At 42.0% G+C, this 15,179-nt stretch carries 12 protein-coding genes and 2 pseudogenes; 7 read left to right on the plus strand and 7 right to left on the minus strand.

The genetic code is table 11. The features are described from left to right. The first annotated feature begins 262 nt into the window (after positions 1-262). From B2W49_RS02650 to galE, 3 genes are read left to right on the plus strand one after another with little or no spacing between them, the layout of a single operon-like run. Positions 263-1,531: a nucleotide sugar dehydrogenase gene (locus B2W49_RS02650; protein ID WP_291334241.1), complete on the plus strand. Its 1,269-nt coding sequence runs from the start codon at positions 263-265 to the stop codon at positions 1,529-1,531. Then, positions 1,531-3,246, plus strand: coding sequence for a glucose-6-phosphate isomerase (gene pgi / locus B2W49_RS02655; RefSeq protein ID WP_291334242.1), 1,716 nt, complete (start codon positions 1,531-1,533; stop codon positions 3,244-3,246). Before B2W49_RS02650 ends, pgi begins: the two co-directional genes overlap by 1 nt. Next, positions 3,239-4,264 (plus strand): UDP-glucose 4-epimerase GalE, encoded by a 1,026-nt coding sequence (gene galE / locus B2W49_RS02660; RefSeq protein WP_291334243.1) that lies wholly within the window; start codon positions 3,239-3,241, stop codon positions 4,262-4,264. Before pgi ends, galE begins: the two co-directional genes overlap by 8 nt. Positions 4,265-4,352: 88 nt before the next feature. Here galE and B2W49_RS02665 read toward each other — a convergent pair whose 3' ends face one another. After that, on the minus strand, positions 4,353-5,723 hold the full coding sequence (locus tag B2W49_RS02665; RefSeq protein WP_291334244.1) for a phosphomannomutase CpsG: 1,371 nt from the start codon (positions 5,721-5,723) through the stop codon (positions 4,353-4,355). Between the two features lie 211 nt (positions 5,724-5,934). Here B2W49_RS02665 and B2W49_RS02670 point away from each other — a divergent pair, with 211 nt between their 5' ends. Continuing rightward, positions 5,935-7,164: a hypothetical protein gene (locus B2W49_RS02670; protein WP_291334245.1), complete on the plus strand. Its 1,230-nt coding sequence runs from the start codon at positions 5,935-5,937 to the stop codon at positions 7,162-7,164. 404 nt (positions 7,165-7,568) lie between these two features. On the opposite strand, the gene B2W49_RS02675 is transcribed toward B2W49_RS02670, so the two are convergent. The 3 genes and pseudogenes from B2W49_RS02675 to B2W49_RS02685 form a co-directional block, all read right to left on the minus strand. After that, positions 7,569-7,865: a VF530 family protein gene (locus tag B2W49_RS02675; RefSeq protein WP_291334246.1), complete on the minus strand. Its 297-nt coding sequence runs from the start codon at positions 7,863-7,865 to the stop codon at positions 7,569-7,571. Positions 7,866-7,980: 115 nt separating this feature from the next. Next, positions 7,981-8,169: pseudogene (locus tag B2W49_RS02680) on the minus strand (type II toxin-antitoxin system HipA family toxin); the annotation flags it as partial. 64 nt (positions 8,170-8,233) lie between these two features. After that, positions 8,234-8,536: a helix-turn-helix transcriptional regulator gene (locus tag B2W49_RS02685; protein WP_139850597.1), complete on the minus strand. Its 303-nt coding sequence runs from the start codon at positions 8,534-8,536 to the stop codon at positions 8,234-8,236. Between the two features lie 199 nt (positions 8,537-8,735). On the opposite strand from B2W49_RS02685, the gene B2W49_RS02690 reads away from it, so the two are divergent. Continuing rightward, complete coding sequence (locus B2W49_RS02690) at positions 8,736-9,827, plus strand: ATP-binding protein (RefSeq protein WP_291334247.1); 1,092 nt, start codon at positions 8,736-8,738, stop codon at positions 9,825-9,827. 48 nt (positions 9,828-9,875) lie between these two features. Here the strand turns inward: B2W49_RS02690 and B2W49_RS02695 are convergent, their stop codons facing one another. After that, positions 9,876-10,184 carry a helix-turn-helix transcriptional regulator gene (locus tag B2W49_RS02695; protein ID WP_291334248.1) on the minus strand — a complete coding sequence of 103 codons (309 nt, stop codon included), beginning with the start codon at positions 10,182-10,184 and terminating at the stop codon, positions 9,876-9,878. A gap of 375 nt (positions 10,185-10,559) precedes the next feature. Between B2W49_RS02695 and acnA the strand changes: the two genes are divergently transcribed. Further along, positions 10,560-13,316 carry an aconitate hydratase AcnA gene (gene acnA, locus B2W49_RS02700; RefSeq protein WP_291334249.1) on the plus strand — a complete coding sequence of 919 codons (2,757 nt, stop codon included), beginning with the start codon at positions 10,560-10,562 and terminating at the stop codon, positions 13,314-13,316. A 267-nt stretch (positions 13,317-13,583) separates the two neighbouring features. On the opposite strand, the pseudogene B2W49_RS02705 reads toward acnA, so the two are convergent. Beyond that, positions 13,584-13,762 (minus strand): annotated as a pseudogene (locus B2W49_RS02705) (transcriptional regulator); the annotation flags it as partial. A gap of 86 nt (positions 13,763-13,848) precedes the next feature. On the opposite strand from B2W49_RS02705, the gene B2W49_RS02710 reads away from it, so the two are divergent. After that, the gene (locus B2W49_RS02710; RefSeq protein ID WP_005096218.1) at positions 13,849-14,718 is read left to right on the plus strand and encodes an IS982 family transposase; all 870 of its coding nucleotides are present in this window, start codon (positions 13,849-13,851) and stop codon (positions 14,716-14,718) included. A 68-nt stretch (positions 14,719-14,786) separates the two neighbouring features. Here B2W49_RS02710 and B2W49_RS02715 read toward each other — a convergent pair whose 3' ends face one another. Further along, positions 14,787-15,149, minus strand: a complete 363-nt coding sequence (locus B2W49_RS02715; protein ID WP_291334250.1) for an MbcA/ParS/Xre antitoxin family protein — start codon at positions 15,147-15,149, stop codon at positions 14,787-14,789. Positions 15,150-15,179: the final 30 nt, after the last annotated feature.

Raw genomic sequence — 15,179 nt, forward strand, 5'->3', positions numbered from 1 at the left:
TGCTTTCTTGCTCAGGGAGAAACGTTCATAACAAACCCCTTGCTTGTGCGAACTTCCCCCTTTGAAAAAGGTGAGCCATGTATGGCGTAAGGTGAAGATTAAAACCTGAAAAGTTATTCATATATGATGTAGAAAAGGATGAAATATAAAAATCCCTCCTAACCTCCCTTCTTACGCAAGAATTTAAAGCAGTGCTTAAACTCTTGCTCAGGGAGGAACCCACGTGAAATAAACAGCATCAACCAATACACAGGAACACATTTTGAAAGTCGCAGTCTTTGGAAAAACCCTCTATGCAGGCGTGATGTCTGCACTCTTGGCAGAATGTGGGCATCAAGTTTATTGGTGCGATATCTTTCAGGATGCTGCCCATCCACTCGAACAGCAACATCTCAGCTTTCAAGACCAAGCCTTGAGCCTGTTATTACAACAACAATGCAGCAAAGGCTTTTTAAACTATTGTGATTTTTCTGAATTACCTTTAGATGTGGATGTGTATCTACTTAGTTTGAACCCGACTGAAGAAGCCCATGCTGGGACAGTCTTGGGGCAGTTGCAACAACGTCCGATCATTCACCCTAAATTGATGATCAATGCCTCGACTTTGGGCTTAAATGGCACACAGCGCCTGCAAAAAATCTTGCCACAAGATGACTGGATGTATTTACCCGACATGATTCAAGAGGGCAATGCCATTCAAAGTATGACCCGCGCACAGCAACTCACGGTGGGTTGTGAAAATGAACGTGCGCAAGTCAAACTCAAAGAATTACTCCGTCCTTTATTTCCACGTGCACAGCAATATCTCTTTATGCCCGTGTTGGATGCAGAATTTACCAAACTGAGTATTTCAGGCATGTTGGCAACCCGTATCAGTTATATCAATGACTTGGCGGTGGTGGCAGAAAAACTGGGAATTGATATTGAGCATGTGCGGCAGGGTATGGCGGCAGATAGCCGTATTGGTGCATCGTATATGTATCCTGGTGCGGGGTTTGGTGGTGAAAACTTTAGCCATGATATTCAGACTCTGGCCAGTACCGTATCCACCACAGGGGTAAAAAGTCAGCTGTTGGCACAGGTTTGGGATATTAACGAACAACAAAAAGAACTCTTGTTTAGAAAGCTATGGAATTATTATCAGGGCGATTTAAACGGCAAAACTGTGGCCATTTGGGGCGCAGCCTTTAAAGAAAATACCGCACGGGTGCAACATTCCCCCATTCATGTGATGTTACCTGCGTTGTGGGCGCAGGGTGTGACGGTCAAATTGCATGACCCACAAGCCTTGCCTGAAATTGTGGCACAGTATGGTCAGCGCGATGATCTGATTTTATGCGCAGACCAATATCAAGCGGTAGAGGGGGCATCGGCATTATGTGTGCTGACCGCGTGGAAACAATATTGGAGTTTGGATTATCCAACTTTGTTGCAGCAGATGCAGCATCCGCTGATTTTGGATGGTCGTAATATTTATGATCCTGAGTTTGTGAAGGCACAAGGTTTTGCTTATATGGGAGTCGGTCGCTAATGATGGGTACCACAACATCACAGGCAAATAATCAGCCACAGCAAACCGCCTTGCAGCAATTACAACAATTGCAACAACAGTTTCAGCAGCTGCATTTAAATCAGCTGTTTGCTCAAGATCCACAGCGTTTTCAGCGTTTCTCGGTGGCTTTGGACAGTGTGCTGTTTGATTATAGCAAGCATCGGATTGATGCCAACGTGTTGCAGACCCTGGTTCAGTTTGCACAACAGAGTCAGCTTGCTGAGTGGATTGGACGTTTATTTTCAACGGCAACGGGCTCAGAGAAAATCAACTATACCGAACAGCGCGATGCGATGCATTGGGCTTTGCGTTTGCCTGCGACTAGCACAGCAGCAAGCGCTTCCGAACAGCCCGATGCCTACGCTGCATTGACTGAGCAAGTACATACCCAGCTTGAGCGTATGTATGCCTTGGTGGAAAAAATCCATGCAGGCCAATACCGTGGTGCCACGGGTGAAGTGATTCAGGATGTGGTTAATATTGGTGTGGGTGGCTCAGATTTAGGCCCCTTGATGGTGACCCAAGCCTTATCTGATTTTAAAGTGGCAACTGAAAAACCACTGAATGTACATTTTGTGTCTACCATGGATGGCAGCCAGCTATCCGAATTGCTGCATCGTCTGCGTCCTGAAACCACTTTATTTATTATTTCGTCCAAGTCTTTTGGCACCATTGATACCTTATCCAATGCGCAAACGGTGAAACAATGGCTAGAAAAGGCCTTGGGTACACATGCGCAAATTCTGAAACATCACTTTATTGGGGTATCCACCAAAGCTGATAAAATGACCGCTTGGGGCATTTGTCCTGAAAATCAGCTTTTGCTTTGGGATTGGGTCGGTGGCCGCTATTCATTGTGGTCATGTATTGGTCTACCGATAGCTTTAACCATTGGTGTAGAAGGTTTTAAACAGTTTTTAGCGGGTGCACATGCGGTTGATCAGCATTTTCAAACGGCTGCATTTGATCAGAACATTCCAGTGCTGATGGGCTTGCTGGGGGTGTGGAATAACAACTTCCTGAATATTCAGACTCATGCGGTCTTGCCTTATGATGGACGTTTAAAATACTTTGCCTCTTATTTACAGCAGTTGGAAATGGAGTCCAATGGTAAATCCATTCAGCGTAATGGCGAGGCGGTTAGCTTGGATACTTGCCCGATTGTTTGGGGGGAGGTTGGTCCGAATGCACAGCATGCGTTCTATCAATTGTTGCATCAAGGGACGCATGCGGTTAGCTGCGATTTTATTGCCCCTGTGCAGCGTTATAATGCCAATCAATTTACTTATGTCGAAAATGCTGAGGCTTTGGTGGAGCAGCACCATTTGGCCTTGTCCAACTGCTTGGCACAGTCGCGGCTTTTGGCCTTTGGCAATCAGGCCTTAGATCAGCAGGAATTAGATGGCTTAGCGGCGTATAAGCAGTACAGTGGTAATCAGCCAAGTAGCAGTATTTTATTGCAAGAACTCAATCCGTATAGCTTGGGCATGTTGATTGCTTTGTATGAACACAAAGTCTTTGTACAATCGGTGCTGTGGAATATCAATCCCTTTGACCAATGGGGCGTAGAAAAAGGCAAGGAAATTGCCAATCAGTTATTACCTATTTTAAATGGGCAGCAACAGGATTTATCTGCACTCGATGCATCGACCCAAGGTTTATTAAAAATTTTATTAGGAAAAATAGATGGCTAATATTTTAGTCACAGGCGGTGCGGGCTATATCGGTTCACATACCTGTGTCGAGTTGCTGAATGCAGGGCACAGCGTGGTGGTGCTAGATAATTTATCCAATAGCTCGGCAGAGTCATTGGCGCGGGTGCAACAATTGACAGCTAAACCCTTGCAGTTTATTCAGGGCGATATCCGTGATGCTGCTGCTTTGGATGCTGTGTTTGAGGAACATCAAATTGATGCAGTGATTCATTTTGCAGGACTTAAAGCAGTGGGAGAAAGCCAACAAATTCCACTGAGCTATTTTGATAACAATATTGCGGGTTCAATTAGCTTGATGCAGGCGATGCAACGCGCGCATGTGTTTACACTGGTGTTTAGTTCATCGGCTACAGTATATGATGAAGCCAATATTTCGCCGTTGAATGAAGATATGCCAACGGGTATGCCAAGCAATAACTATGGCTATACCAAGCTGATTGTGGAACAGCTTTTACAAAAAGCAGCCCTTGCCGATGCACGTTGGTCGATTGCGCTATTGCGTTATTTTAATCCTGTGGGGGCGCATAAAAGTGGCTGCATTGGCGAAGACCCACAAGGTATTCCAAATAATTTAATGCCTTATGTCACCCAAGTGGCGGTGGGACGTCGTGAAAAACTGTCAATTTTTGGGCAGGATTATGCTACGCCAGATGGTACAGGCGTGCGAGATTATATTCATGTGGTCGATTTGGCCAATGCGCATTTATGTGCCTTGAATAACCGTTTGACTGCACAGGGTTGCCGTGCTTGGAATATTGGTACAGGCAATGGGATTTCGGTGCTGCAAGTGAAGAATACTTTTGAACAGGTCAATGGTGTGCAGATTCCATTTGAGTTTGCACCACGTCGTGAAGGCGATGTGGCGACCTCTTTTGCAGATAATAGCCGCGCCGTGCAAGAACTGGGCTGGACACCACAATATGGCCTAGAAGATATGTTGGCTGATAGTTGGAACTGGCAAAAGCAGAATCCGAATGGTTATCGTCAAGATGAATGATTCTAGCCATACACTCAGCCACAAGGTTTAGAGCATAAAAAAGGGAGTCAGTTTTGACTCCCTTTTTTATATTGCTTTGATTTTCAGATTAAGCTTGAATCAATTGTGTCAACTCATCCACATAATCCTGCATTGGGCGTGGGTTTTGATCACGACGGCTTTCAATATTTAAGCGTAATAAAGGCTCGGTATTTGAAGCACGCACATTAAAACGCCATGTACCAAAGTCTAGACTCACGCCATCGGTTTGATCAATCGTTGGGTTTTGGCTGGCATAATGCTCAAAGATTTTTTGGATGGTGGCTTGAGTATCAGCCACTTTAAAGTTAATTTCGCCCGAACATGGGAACTTGGCAATCATTTCTTCGACTAGACTCGATAGCGATTGTCCTGTTTCAGACAACACAGAAAGCACCAATAACCAGGGAATCATGCCGCTGTCACAATAGGCAAAATCACGAAAATAGTGGTGTGCACTCATTTCACCGCCGTAAACAGCATTGTGTTCACGCATTACATCTTTAATAAAGGCATGCCCAGATTTAGATTGAATCGCTTCACCCTGATATTGCGCGACCACATCAAAGGTATTCCAGACCAAGCGCGGGTCATGCACGATTTTTTCGCCTGTTTGTTTGAGCAAAAACGCCTGTGCCAATAAGCCGACAATATAATAGCCTTCAATAAACTGGCCTTTTTCATCGAATAAGAAACAGCGGTCAAAGTCACCATCCCACGCAATGCCCATGTCGGCTTGATGCTCTAGTACGGCATTGCGGGTGCTATCACGGTTTTCCACTAAAATTGGGTTCGGGATACCATTGGGGAAAGTACCATCGGCATCATTGTGAATTTTGACCAATTCTACGGGGATATTCAGGGATTGGAATTTTTGCTCAATCGCATCGACCACATGCCCTGCAGCGCCATTGCCTGCATTCATGACCAGTTTCATTGGGCGAATTTTGCTAGGCTCGATATAAGTCATTAAATGTTCAATAAATTCAGGCAAAATATTGTAGCTTTGAACGCTACCTTTGTGCTCAACTGGGGTAAATTCGCCTGATTCTGCCAAAGCCTGAATGTCTTTTAAACCTGTATCGGCACTAATCGGACGTGCATTTTCACGTACCAGTTTCATGCCGTTGTAGTCCATGGGGTTATGGCTAGCAGTCACTTCAATGCCACCTTGCACGTCTAAATGGAAAGCTGCGAAATAGACTTCTTCTGTACCTGTCATGCCCAAATCTAGCACATTGACCCCTGCATCATTTAACCCACGAATGGTGGCTTGCTTTAAGCTTTCGCTGCTGAGACGGATATCGCAGCCAATTGCAACGGTTTTGGGTTGGTAAATTTGTCCGTAAGCACGACCAATTTTATAGGCAATCTCTTCATTGAGTTCTGTGCCTAATTTTCCGCGAATGTCATAGGCTTTAAAACAGGTGATTTTGCTCATGTATTATCCTGAATATTTGGAAAAGTCGTATTGCTGCCTATGATAATCGAACTATGTGCAATCTGCTGTACAGAATAGAAGATCAATTGCTTGAAGATGTTTCAGATCAAAGACCATGGATGAGAAAAGGTGTTGTGATGGCAAGGGTGTTTTTTATTGAGTGAAGTTGGTTAAAATACGGCTCAGACTTATGTGTTCGATATGATTGAAGATGAAATTACAGAAAAGTACTTTAGAGCCAGAGCAGAAACTTTCTGCGCCACAGAAAAAATTTCAGAAATTATGCCAAAAAATTGAGCAGGAACAGCTACGTTTGAATGAATGGCAGACCGCACAAGCCGATATTCAGGCACGTGCCAGCCGTGAAATTTTACCGACTTATGCGCAATTGCGTGAAGTTATATTTCAGCAAATTCAACAATTGCTTCAGCAAAAACAGCAAAAAATGACGGCAGCCCAGCAAACTAAGCTGGATCAAAAAATTGAGCAACTCAGTTTACAACTTTTGGATTCGCAGCAGATGTCTGCCGAACAAGTTCAGTTTTTAACAGAATTGCTGAATCATTATGGCTATGATTTTGAGCGGCCAGACTTAGATGATCTAGATGAGATGTTTGAGGCTAAAACTGAGGCTGAGTCCGCAGAAGAAAACTTTGAGCAAGGTGGTTTTGAAGATGATGCTTCTGAACAAGAACGACTAGCACAGCTCAAGTTGGACAGTTTGAAACATTTTCTCTGTGAAGAATATGACCTAGATCTAGATTTTTTTGATTTTCAGCATGACCCATTAGATTTAGATGATTTTATAGAAAAATTTGAACAAAAAATGCAAGATCAAGAGGAGCTAGATTTTTTAAGTCAGTTGAGTGGTGCTCAAAAAGCTTTTGCCGAACAGCAAATTGCCCGTGAAAAAGCCAAAGCAGCAAAAAAACAGCAACAGCGTGAAGAAGCAAAGAAACTGGCAAATCAGTCCATCAAAACGATTTACTTGAAAATTACAGCGTGGATTCACCCAGATCGTGAGCAAGATGAGCAGAAAAAACAAGAAAAAACCGCATTGATGCAGCAAGCCAATCAAGCTTATGAAGCCAATGATTTATTGAGCTTGCTAAATTTGCAAATTCAGTTGGGTCAGCAGCACAATCTATCTTTCGCCAATCAACAATTAAAAGCGTATAACCTGCTTTTAGAAGAACAGTTAGAAACTTTGCAAATGCAAGTAGATGACATTATTTACTCTTTTGATTGGGGGCTGTTTTTATATTCTAACCGTAAAATTAAAGTGCAAGATTTGTATCGAAAATATGAGCAAGACTATCGGCATGCCCAACAAAAATTAGCTCGAGCACAAGAGATACTGGAAAAATATCAAGACCTTAAACAATTAAAGCAATTGATGCGCAGTCAATATGTGTGGGAAATGCATGCTGTGGTGATGTAGACATACTGAGGTTTGGTTCTGGAATAAAGCGAAGCTTGGGCTTGGAACATCTATGTCAGTAGGCCATGCCGCCAGACTCTGTAATCAACATATTTTCACCCTATCGCGTAATGTTGGTGAAGGAGAGGTGATTTTTTTTAATAAAAAAAAGCCCCAGTCATTCAACTGAGGCTTTTAAAATTCTGGAGCGGGAAACGAGACTCGAACTCGCGACCCCAACCTTGGCAAGAGTCACCGACATAAAATACACTAAATAACATAATTGGTATTTTAATAAACTCTATATATAACAGTTATATAGAGTTTTTATTTTGTGTGGTGTAATTTAAGGTAGGGTGGGGTACTTTGATTTTTGGTCACTAATTTATTGTGATAATCAACAATAATAACCAACATACACATGCTTAATCTAAAGGTGTTTTACTGACTGGTATAATTTTATAATGAGAGGGGTGTTGCCTGGGGCTACGTTTCTGTTTTGCCTTTTGGCGTAAGACGTACAAATATAAGCTTTCTACTTTTTCACGTGCCCATGGTGTGGTACGCAAGAATCGCAATGATGATTTAACACTTGGGTCTATGCAAAAACATCTAATTTCAATTTTACGACTTAAACCTTCAAAGCCACCGTAGTAATCCAATAATTCATCCAAAATGTCAGCAAGTTTTTTGCCGTGTAAAGGGTCATTGGAGGTGTTCATAATAGATCAATCGTATTTTGGGTGGCCATTATTATAACCTGGGCTAGTTGGAAAACTAGAGAGTTGGAATGTAAGTAATGATGGACTGAATAGCCACCAAAATTCTGGAGCACACCCAGCCATCGGGTGATGCATCATATATATGACTTGGTAATCCCATTTGCTGTGTAGGAAAGTTTTTTCTTAATGGGTCACCTTTTAATGGAAGTAGGTAAGAGGAAAGCTCTAAACCTTTACGGATCGCTTCAGCACTGTATTCAAAGGCAATTAATGGTCGACCTGTGATTGCTGTTGAGGAGACCAGTGTACCCTAAAGCCAATATTCACCCCATCCATTGTAGTAAACATTAAGTTTTTTGAGCATGGATTTATTTCCTTTTGATACGTTGGCGAGCCGTATTGCTCTCATAGCGAAGAATATCATCTACACTGTTTAAATGAGGTTTGAAGAGTTCCTCTAATTCTTGTAATCGGCCTAGGACCATGGCAACGCGTACTAAATTTTCAAATGAAACATTTCGACCTGCTTCCAGATTGGATACTGTATTCACACCAATACCAGCACGTGCAGCAACATCTGCCTGAGTCATTTCCAGATAAAGTCGTTCTTTACGAAGCCTCTCACATAATAATCCAACAACTTCTTCAGGTTTTCTGAATTTTAAATCCATAATATTGGGTCTTATGTCCATATATGTCTATTAAACCACAAAATAATGGAGTTATAAAATAAACCAGTTGATCGGTAAGAAGGTGCTTTATTGGCCTGATTAGATCCTATTAGATTAAAGAAATCTAATTAGACATTTACAATCTAATGGAATCTAATACAATCTATGGTAATAAATAAATCATTGCCGAGTAATTAAAATGATGACCATCTCCAATGACCCTTGGCACTTTCCACGTACCGAACTGGCGAAACAAATTTTAGGCATGTTTGAGACTGGACTAGCTAGTTCTCTGACTTTTTTTGCCCCACGCCGGATGGGAAAAACTGAATTTTTACGAAAAGATATTACGCCCCTAGCAGAACAGCTTGGATGGCGCGTTTTTTATTTCAGTTTTTTAGATGCAGGCCTGCATAGTGAAGGGCAGTTTGTAAAAGCTCTTGATGAGTTTTCAAAACAAAATGGCTTAATGGGGAAAGCCACACATTGGATTAAAAATATTGATTCTTTAAGTACAGAGGTGGCAGGGGTAAAAGCTGAAGTGACACTTCTACAAGGACAAGTGAATTCCAGTATTTTGTCTAGCATTACTAAACTGGCTCAGCAGGGGAAACCTATTTTACTGTTACTTGATGAGATTCAGGCTTTAGCTAGTTCAAAATATAAAACCACGATTGCCAGTTTACGTACCGCTTTAGATATGCATAAAGAAACAATAAAGGTGATTTTTACTGGTTCAAGTCGAGAAGGCCTGAGACAAATGTTTTCTGTGAGTAGTGCTCCATTTTTTCATTATGGACAGAATTTACCTTTTCCAAATCTAACAAAAGCATTTACAGATTATCTGGCAGATGTATTTAATCAGACAACAGGACGTAGTTTGAATAAAGAAATTTTATGGCACGCTTTTTTAGATATGAAGCAAAGTCCTCAACTAGCAAGATCATTAGTGGAGCGTTTAGCCTTAAACCCAATGCTGGCTATAGATTTTGCCAAGGAACAGCTTATAGCCGATACAATGGGGCATCGTGACTTTTCGGGATTATGGGGAGAGTTTAAGTTATTAGAACAGCTAATTTTAAAAGCCATAGCGGAATCACAAGTTGAACTTTATAGTAGTCAATTTAGACAACATCTGGCTGATTCCATTGGTGTAGATAACATTGCGGTATCAAGTATTCAATCGGCCCTACGTTCTTTATCAAAAAAACAAATTATTTTTAAACCAGAAAATGGTACTTATGAAATCGAGGATGCTCTTTTTAAAGAATGGATTATGGATGAAGCATAAATTTTTTAATAATGGTCAGTACCCGGTAAAATACCTCGTTAAGAGGATTCATGATTCCTCATCTCCGAGAAGACCCTTCCATGGGTTGGTCATTAAGTCATCCTGATCTTCGATCGTGATTTTAATTTCATCTTTCAATAATTGTCTGATTAAATGAACTTTATCATCTGGAATGAGCATCAGTTGAGCATTTAATCCTGCCGCGATAATTTCTAAGGTCTCTAATCGTGGATTGCCCTGACTTTCCAGTTTTTGGTACTGCTGTCTTGAAATGCCTGTACGGGATTGCATATCAACTTGCTTTAAGCCCAATAGGGTTCGTCTTTTTTTGATTTGCTGAAGTAAAGATTCATTCATTGTGGACACATTTATTTCTTTTAGGTTCTATAAGAAACATATTAGTTTCTTTTTTTGAAAAGCATTTATGATTTTATTATTTCGATCTGTAAAACAGCCCTAGCTACGTAGTGATCTGAAATAATTCTGAAAATACAGTTAAAATACGCGGTTCAATTTAACTTATCTCCTTACGGAATTGGCAGAAAGATTGTCGATGCCGGATCTGAACTGTCGGCAACTCTCTGGCAAAATTCCCTCGCAGCCCTGCATTTAACTGCCTAGCGCAATCCGATAATAAATAATAACAAACCCACCGCGCAGTTGGTATACAGTAAGTAAAGAAGTGGTTGACTGTGATCATAAAAATAACATCTTAAGCCGGAGGGAAACTAGATGGCCAAGTATAGTGATATCAATAGTTTTAATACCTTAGAAACATTGACCGTCGGTTCAGAACACTATCAGATTTTCAACTTATCCAAATTGCAAGTGCAGTTGGGCGACCTGTCCCGGCTGCCAAAATCTTTAAAAGTCTTGCTGGAAAATTTACTACGTTTTGAAGATCAGCTCACGGTGAAAACCGAGCATATTCATGCGCTGGCAGGGTGGTTAAACAACCAAACCTCAGAACAGGAAATCCAGTATCGTCCGGCACGGGTGCTGATGCAGGATTTTACCGGTGTTCCCGCAGTGGTTGATCTTGCTGCGATGCGTGCAGCGGTGGCCAAAGCCGGCGGTGATCCGGAAAAAATTAATCCGTTGTCACCGGTGGATTTGGTCATCGATCACTCGGTGATGGTCGATTACTTTGCCAGTCCGCAAGCTTTTGAGCAGAATGTCGCAATTGAGATGCAACGCAATGGCGAGCGCTACCAATTTCTACGTTGGGGGCAGGCTGCGCTCAATCAGTTTCGCGTGGTGCCGCCAGGAACCGGGATTTGCCATCAGGTTAATCTGGAACATCTGGCACAAGTAGTTTGGAGCAATGAGGTCGATGGGCAGCGCTTTGCCTTTCCTGATACCTTAGTCGGTACCGATTCACATACCACCATGATCAATGGCTTAGGCGTGTTAGGTTGGGGAGTGGGCGGCATCGAAGCGGAAGCGGCCATGCTGGGCCAACCGATCTCCATGCTGATTCCAGAAGTGATCGGCTTTAAGCTCATAGGTAAACTCAAAGAAGGTATTACAGCAACTGATCTGGTGCTGACCATTACCCAGATGCTGCGCCAAAAAGGCGTAGTTGGAAAATTTGTCGAATTTTATGGCGATGGTCTGGCCGATTTACCCTTGGCTGACCGTGCCACTATTGCCAATATGGCACCCGAATATGGCGCTACCTGTGGCTTTTTCCCGGTTGATGAGGTAACGCTTTCCTATTTACGTTTAACCGGACGTCAGCCGGAAAGAATTGCCTTGGTAGAGGCCTATAGCAAGTTGCAAGGATTATGGCGTAATCCGGGGGATGAACCCGTCTTTACTGACACTCTGGCTTTAGATATGTCGACAGTAGAAGCCAGTCTGGCGGGTCCGAAACGCCCGCAGGATCGTGTGCTATTGTCGCAAGTGCCAAAAACCTTTCATGCCTTCATGGATCTGACCTTGAAACCAGTCAAAGAAGAAAAAGAGCGTCTGGAAAATGAAGGAGGGGGAGGTACGGCTGTTGAAGCGAAACAGGCCAACCTGCCACATGAAAATGCTTTTTGTATGATTGATGGTGAAAAATATCCGTTGCAGCATGGTGATGTAGTGATTTCAGCCATTACCTCCTGTACCAATACCTCGAATCCCAGTGTCATGTTGGCAGCAGGCCTATTGGCCAAAAAAGCAATCGAAAAAGGTTTGCAGCGAAAACCTTGGGTGAAAAGTTCACTGGCTCCAGGTTCCAAAGTGGTCAGCGATTATCTTGATGCAGCAGGGTTGACGCCTTATTTGAATCAACTGGGTTATAACCTGGTGGGTTATGGTTGCACTACCTGTATTGGTAATTCGGGACCTTTACCTGAAGTGATTGAAGAAGCTGTGCAATGTTTTGATTTGAATGTAGCCTCAGTGCTTTCCGGAAACCGTAACTTTGAAGGACGGGTGCATCCTTTGGTGAAAACCAACTGGCTCGCCTCGCCACCCTTAGTAGTTGCCTATGGCCTGGTCGGGAATATTCGAACTGATCTCACTGCTGAGCCGATAGGTGAAGGCTTTGATGGCCAAGCAGTTTATTTAAAAGATATCTGGCCGACACAAACGGAAATTGATGCCGCACTGCAGTATGTGAATACCAAGATGTTCCAGAAAGAATATGCGGAAGTGTTTGAAGGCGATGCCAAGTGGAAAGCGATCCAGATTCCACAAAGTCAAACCTATGCTTGGGATGAACAATCAACCTATATCCGGCATCCTCCCTTTTTTGCAGAAATTGATCAGCCAGTGCGACCAATTCAGCCGATCAAACAGGCACGGATTTTGGCTATATTAGGCGATTCAGTCACGACGGACCATATTTCCCCGGCGGGTAATATCAAAAAAGATAGTCCGGCCGGCCGATATTTGCAGCAACAGGGGGTTGATGTAAAAGACTTTAACTCTTATGGTTCCCGCCGTGGCAACCATGAAGTGATGATGCGAGGTACCTTTGCCAATATCCGAATCAAAAACGAAATGCTGGGTGGCGAGGAGGGTGGCAATACCCTGCATATTCCAAGTGCAGAAAAACTCTCGATTTATGATGCGGCAATGCGCTATCAGGCAGAACAAACCCCACTCGTAATGATTGCTGGGAAAGAATATGGTACCGGTTCTTCACGTGACTGGGCGGCCAAAGGCACCAACCTGTTGGGGGTGAAAGCGGTGATTGCTGAAAGTTTTGAGCGGATTCACCGTTCCAATCTGGTTGGCATGGGGGTGTTACCTTTACAGTTTGTAGAGGGTCAAAACCGGCAGATCTTGAACCTAACGGGCCATGAAACACTGTCAATTTTAGGCTTGTCTGATGATATTCATCCGCATCAAATGCTGAAAGTAGATGTGCAACATACCGATGGTACGTGTAGCCATTTTCAAGTGTTGTGTCGTATTGATACCTTGAATGAGGTGGAGTACTTTAAGGCCGGTGGTATCTTGCACTATGTCTTGCGCAATTTGCTCGCTTCCTAAATTGAATGATGAAAGCCCGATACCTACCATAATGCCGGTCAGTTAAGAATTGAAAAACTAAAATTATGCTCAATTAAGACATAAATTTAGATCAATTTAAATTCAAATATAAGGAAATTTAGATTTGTTTTTCATCCAAATTTCCTTAACTGACTGGTATTAATCTTTTGATGGGCCTCTTCATAATCTAATGGAGAGCGCTGACCAGTGGAACTATGCCTACATTATTAGGTGTAATATCAAATGTGAACATAAATCTAATCTAATTTATTCATCATATTCCGCAAATATTTCTTCAATTTCATCCCATTGGGGCAAGTTAAACTTTTTTTATTCACTTCGAATTGTAAACCCATGCCATCAAGCACACGTTCAAATATGTCAAATGAACCTGTAAAATGGCCATTCTCTATCTCTGAAATTGTTGTTTTATTCACTTTAACCCGAATCGCGGATAAGAAATTGACTTGAAAAATAAGAGGACTAGAGCCATCAGTTGAGTTACCACACCAAACTCACAACTCTCGTCCTGATGTTCAATAGTACCGAATTATTCTGCGTAATTGATGATTTTTTTCTTAAATTTGAATCAACTTATTGGGAGTTTCTCAAACAAAACCGTGGTTCCTTAAGAATCAGAACTGCTCAACTTACAATTTCAGAAATCTGCTTTATTGCCATTTGGTACAAATGCTCTCATTTCAATAATTTCAAAGCCTTTTTCAGCTGGTTAAAAGAAGATAAAAGCCATTTATTTAAGTACTTGCCTTGCTATCAAAGGATGATTCATCTGATCAATATGCATGAATTAGCTCTACACGCTTTACATGTGGCACTGATGAAAGGCCAAGGTACACAATATTTATGGATTGATTCAACAACTCTGCCAGTTTGTAAAAATCAACGTATTCAGCGTCATAAATCATTAATCCAAATTGCATCACGTGGTAGAAGCTCAATGGGCTGGTTTTATGGCTGTAAATTACATATTGCAATGAATCAATTTGGTGAAATTGCCTGTTCTGCTTTATCGAATGGACATGTTGCTGACATAAAAATGGTTGAGCAATTGGTTGCTGGTATAGAAGCAAAACTTTACGGGGATCGGGGCTACATCAGCCAAGAATTAAAAATTAGATTGAAAGATCAAGGTATTGATTTAATTACTTATCATCGGAAGAATATGCAGGCTATTCAACTCTGTGCATCAGATGAATATCACCTAAGACAACGCAATAAAATAGAAACATTATTCAGCTTATTGAAGGGGCAATACAATTTAGTGACGAGTAAAGCACGTAGTCTTCATGGATTTCTGAGTGGAATTTACGCCTCACTATGTGCATATCAATTAACCCATCGAAATAAGCCAACAATTCAAATTAAGGAATCATCGGCTTAAGCAGGATTCGGGTCACTTTAGTCTTTTCTGAAAGACTTTTCTGTGTATAGCCTAATACTTTGCTTATCTTAAAGTTTAGCCCGAAGACCTTCCACCAATTGTAAAACAGAGGCCAATCCCTGAGGGTTCTGAATCTGTTCTATTGGAATGCCATTCATCAATTTATTGGGTGATTTCATAAAATGCTGCATCCAAGCTGTATCCCCACCTGTAAGAGCATCTAATGATGTGGTAATACGGATTAAAGTGAGGGCGATTTCTCCCTGTTTTGAAGTGGGATCTAATTCAAGAAAGGTTAAAGTTTTCACCGAATCTATACTGAGTATTAAGGCTAGTTGATCCTGTGCAAGACCAAGTCGTTCAGCAGCAGCTAAAACTGCCTTAGCTAATATCATTTTCTGTTTTGCAGTTTTTTCTGATGTTGTATGCATGACCGATCAGAGGTGGTCCCACTTGTTTGA

It is taken from the genome of Acinetobacter sp. UBA801 (assembly GCA_002296655.1).
In the GTDB taxonomy this organism is placed as follows: domain Bacteria; phylum Pseudomonadota; class Gammaproteobacteria; order Pseudomonadales; family Moraxellaceae; genus Acinetobacter.

Bases quoted from the DNA above. Each gene is read 5' to 3' on its own strand.
- pgi (WP_291334242.1), top strand. From the start codon at position 1,531: ATGATGGGTACCACAACATCACAGGCAAATAATCAGCCACAGCAAACC.
- B2W49_RS02685 (WP_139850597.1), bottom strand. From the start codon at position 8,536: ATGGATTTAAAATTCAGAAAACCTGAAGAAGTTGTTGGATTATTATGT.
- B2W49_RS02710 (WP_005096218.1), top strand. From the start codon at position 13,849: ATGTTCAATAGTACCGAATTATTCTGCGTAATTGATGATTTTTTTCTT.
- acnA (WP_291334249.1), top strand. From the start codon at position 10,560: ATGGCCAAGTATAGTGATATCAATAGTTTTAATACCTTAGAAACATTG.
- B2W49_RS02695 (WP_291334248.1), bottom strand. From the start codon at position 10,184: ATGAATGAATCTTTACTTCAGCAAATCAAAAAAAGACGAACCCTATTG.
- B2W49_RS02715 (WP_291334250.1), bottom strand. From the start codon at position 15,149: ATGCATACAACATCAGAAAAAACTGCAAAACAGAAAATGATATTAGCT.
- B2W49_RS02670 (WP_291334245.1), top strand. From the start codon at position 5,935: ATGAAATTACAGAAAAGTACTTTAGAGCCAGAGCAGAAACTTTCTGCG.
- galE (WP_291334243.1), top strand. From the start codon at position 3,239: ATGGCTAATATTTTAGTCACAGGCGGTGCGGGCTATATCGGTTCACAT.
- B2W49_RS02675 (WP_291334246.1), bottom strand. From the start codon at position 7,865: ATGAACACCTCCAATGACCCTTTACACGGCAAAAAACTTGCTGACATT.
- B2W49_RS02665 (WP_291334244.1), bottom strand. From the start codon at position 5,723: ATGAGCAAAATCACCTGTTTTAAAGCCTATGACATTCGCGGAAAATTA.
- B2W49_RS02690 (WP_291334247.1), top strand. From the start codon at position 8,736: ATGATGACCATCTCCAATGACCCTTGGCACTTTCCACGTACCGAACTG.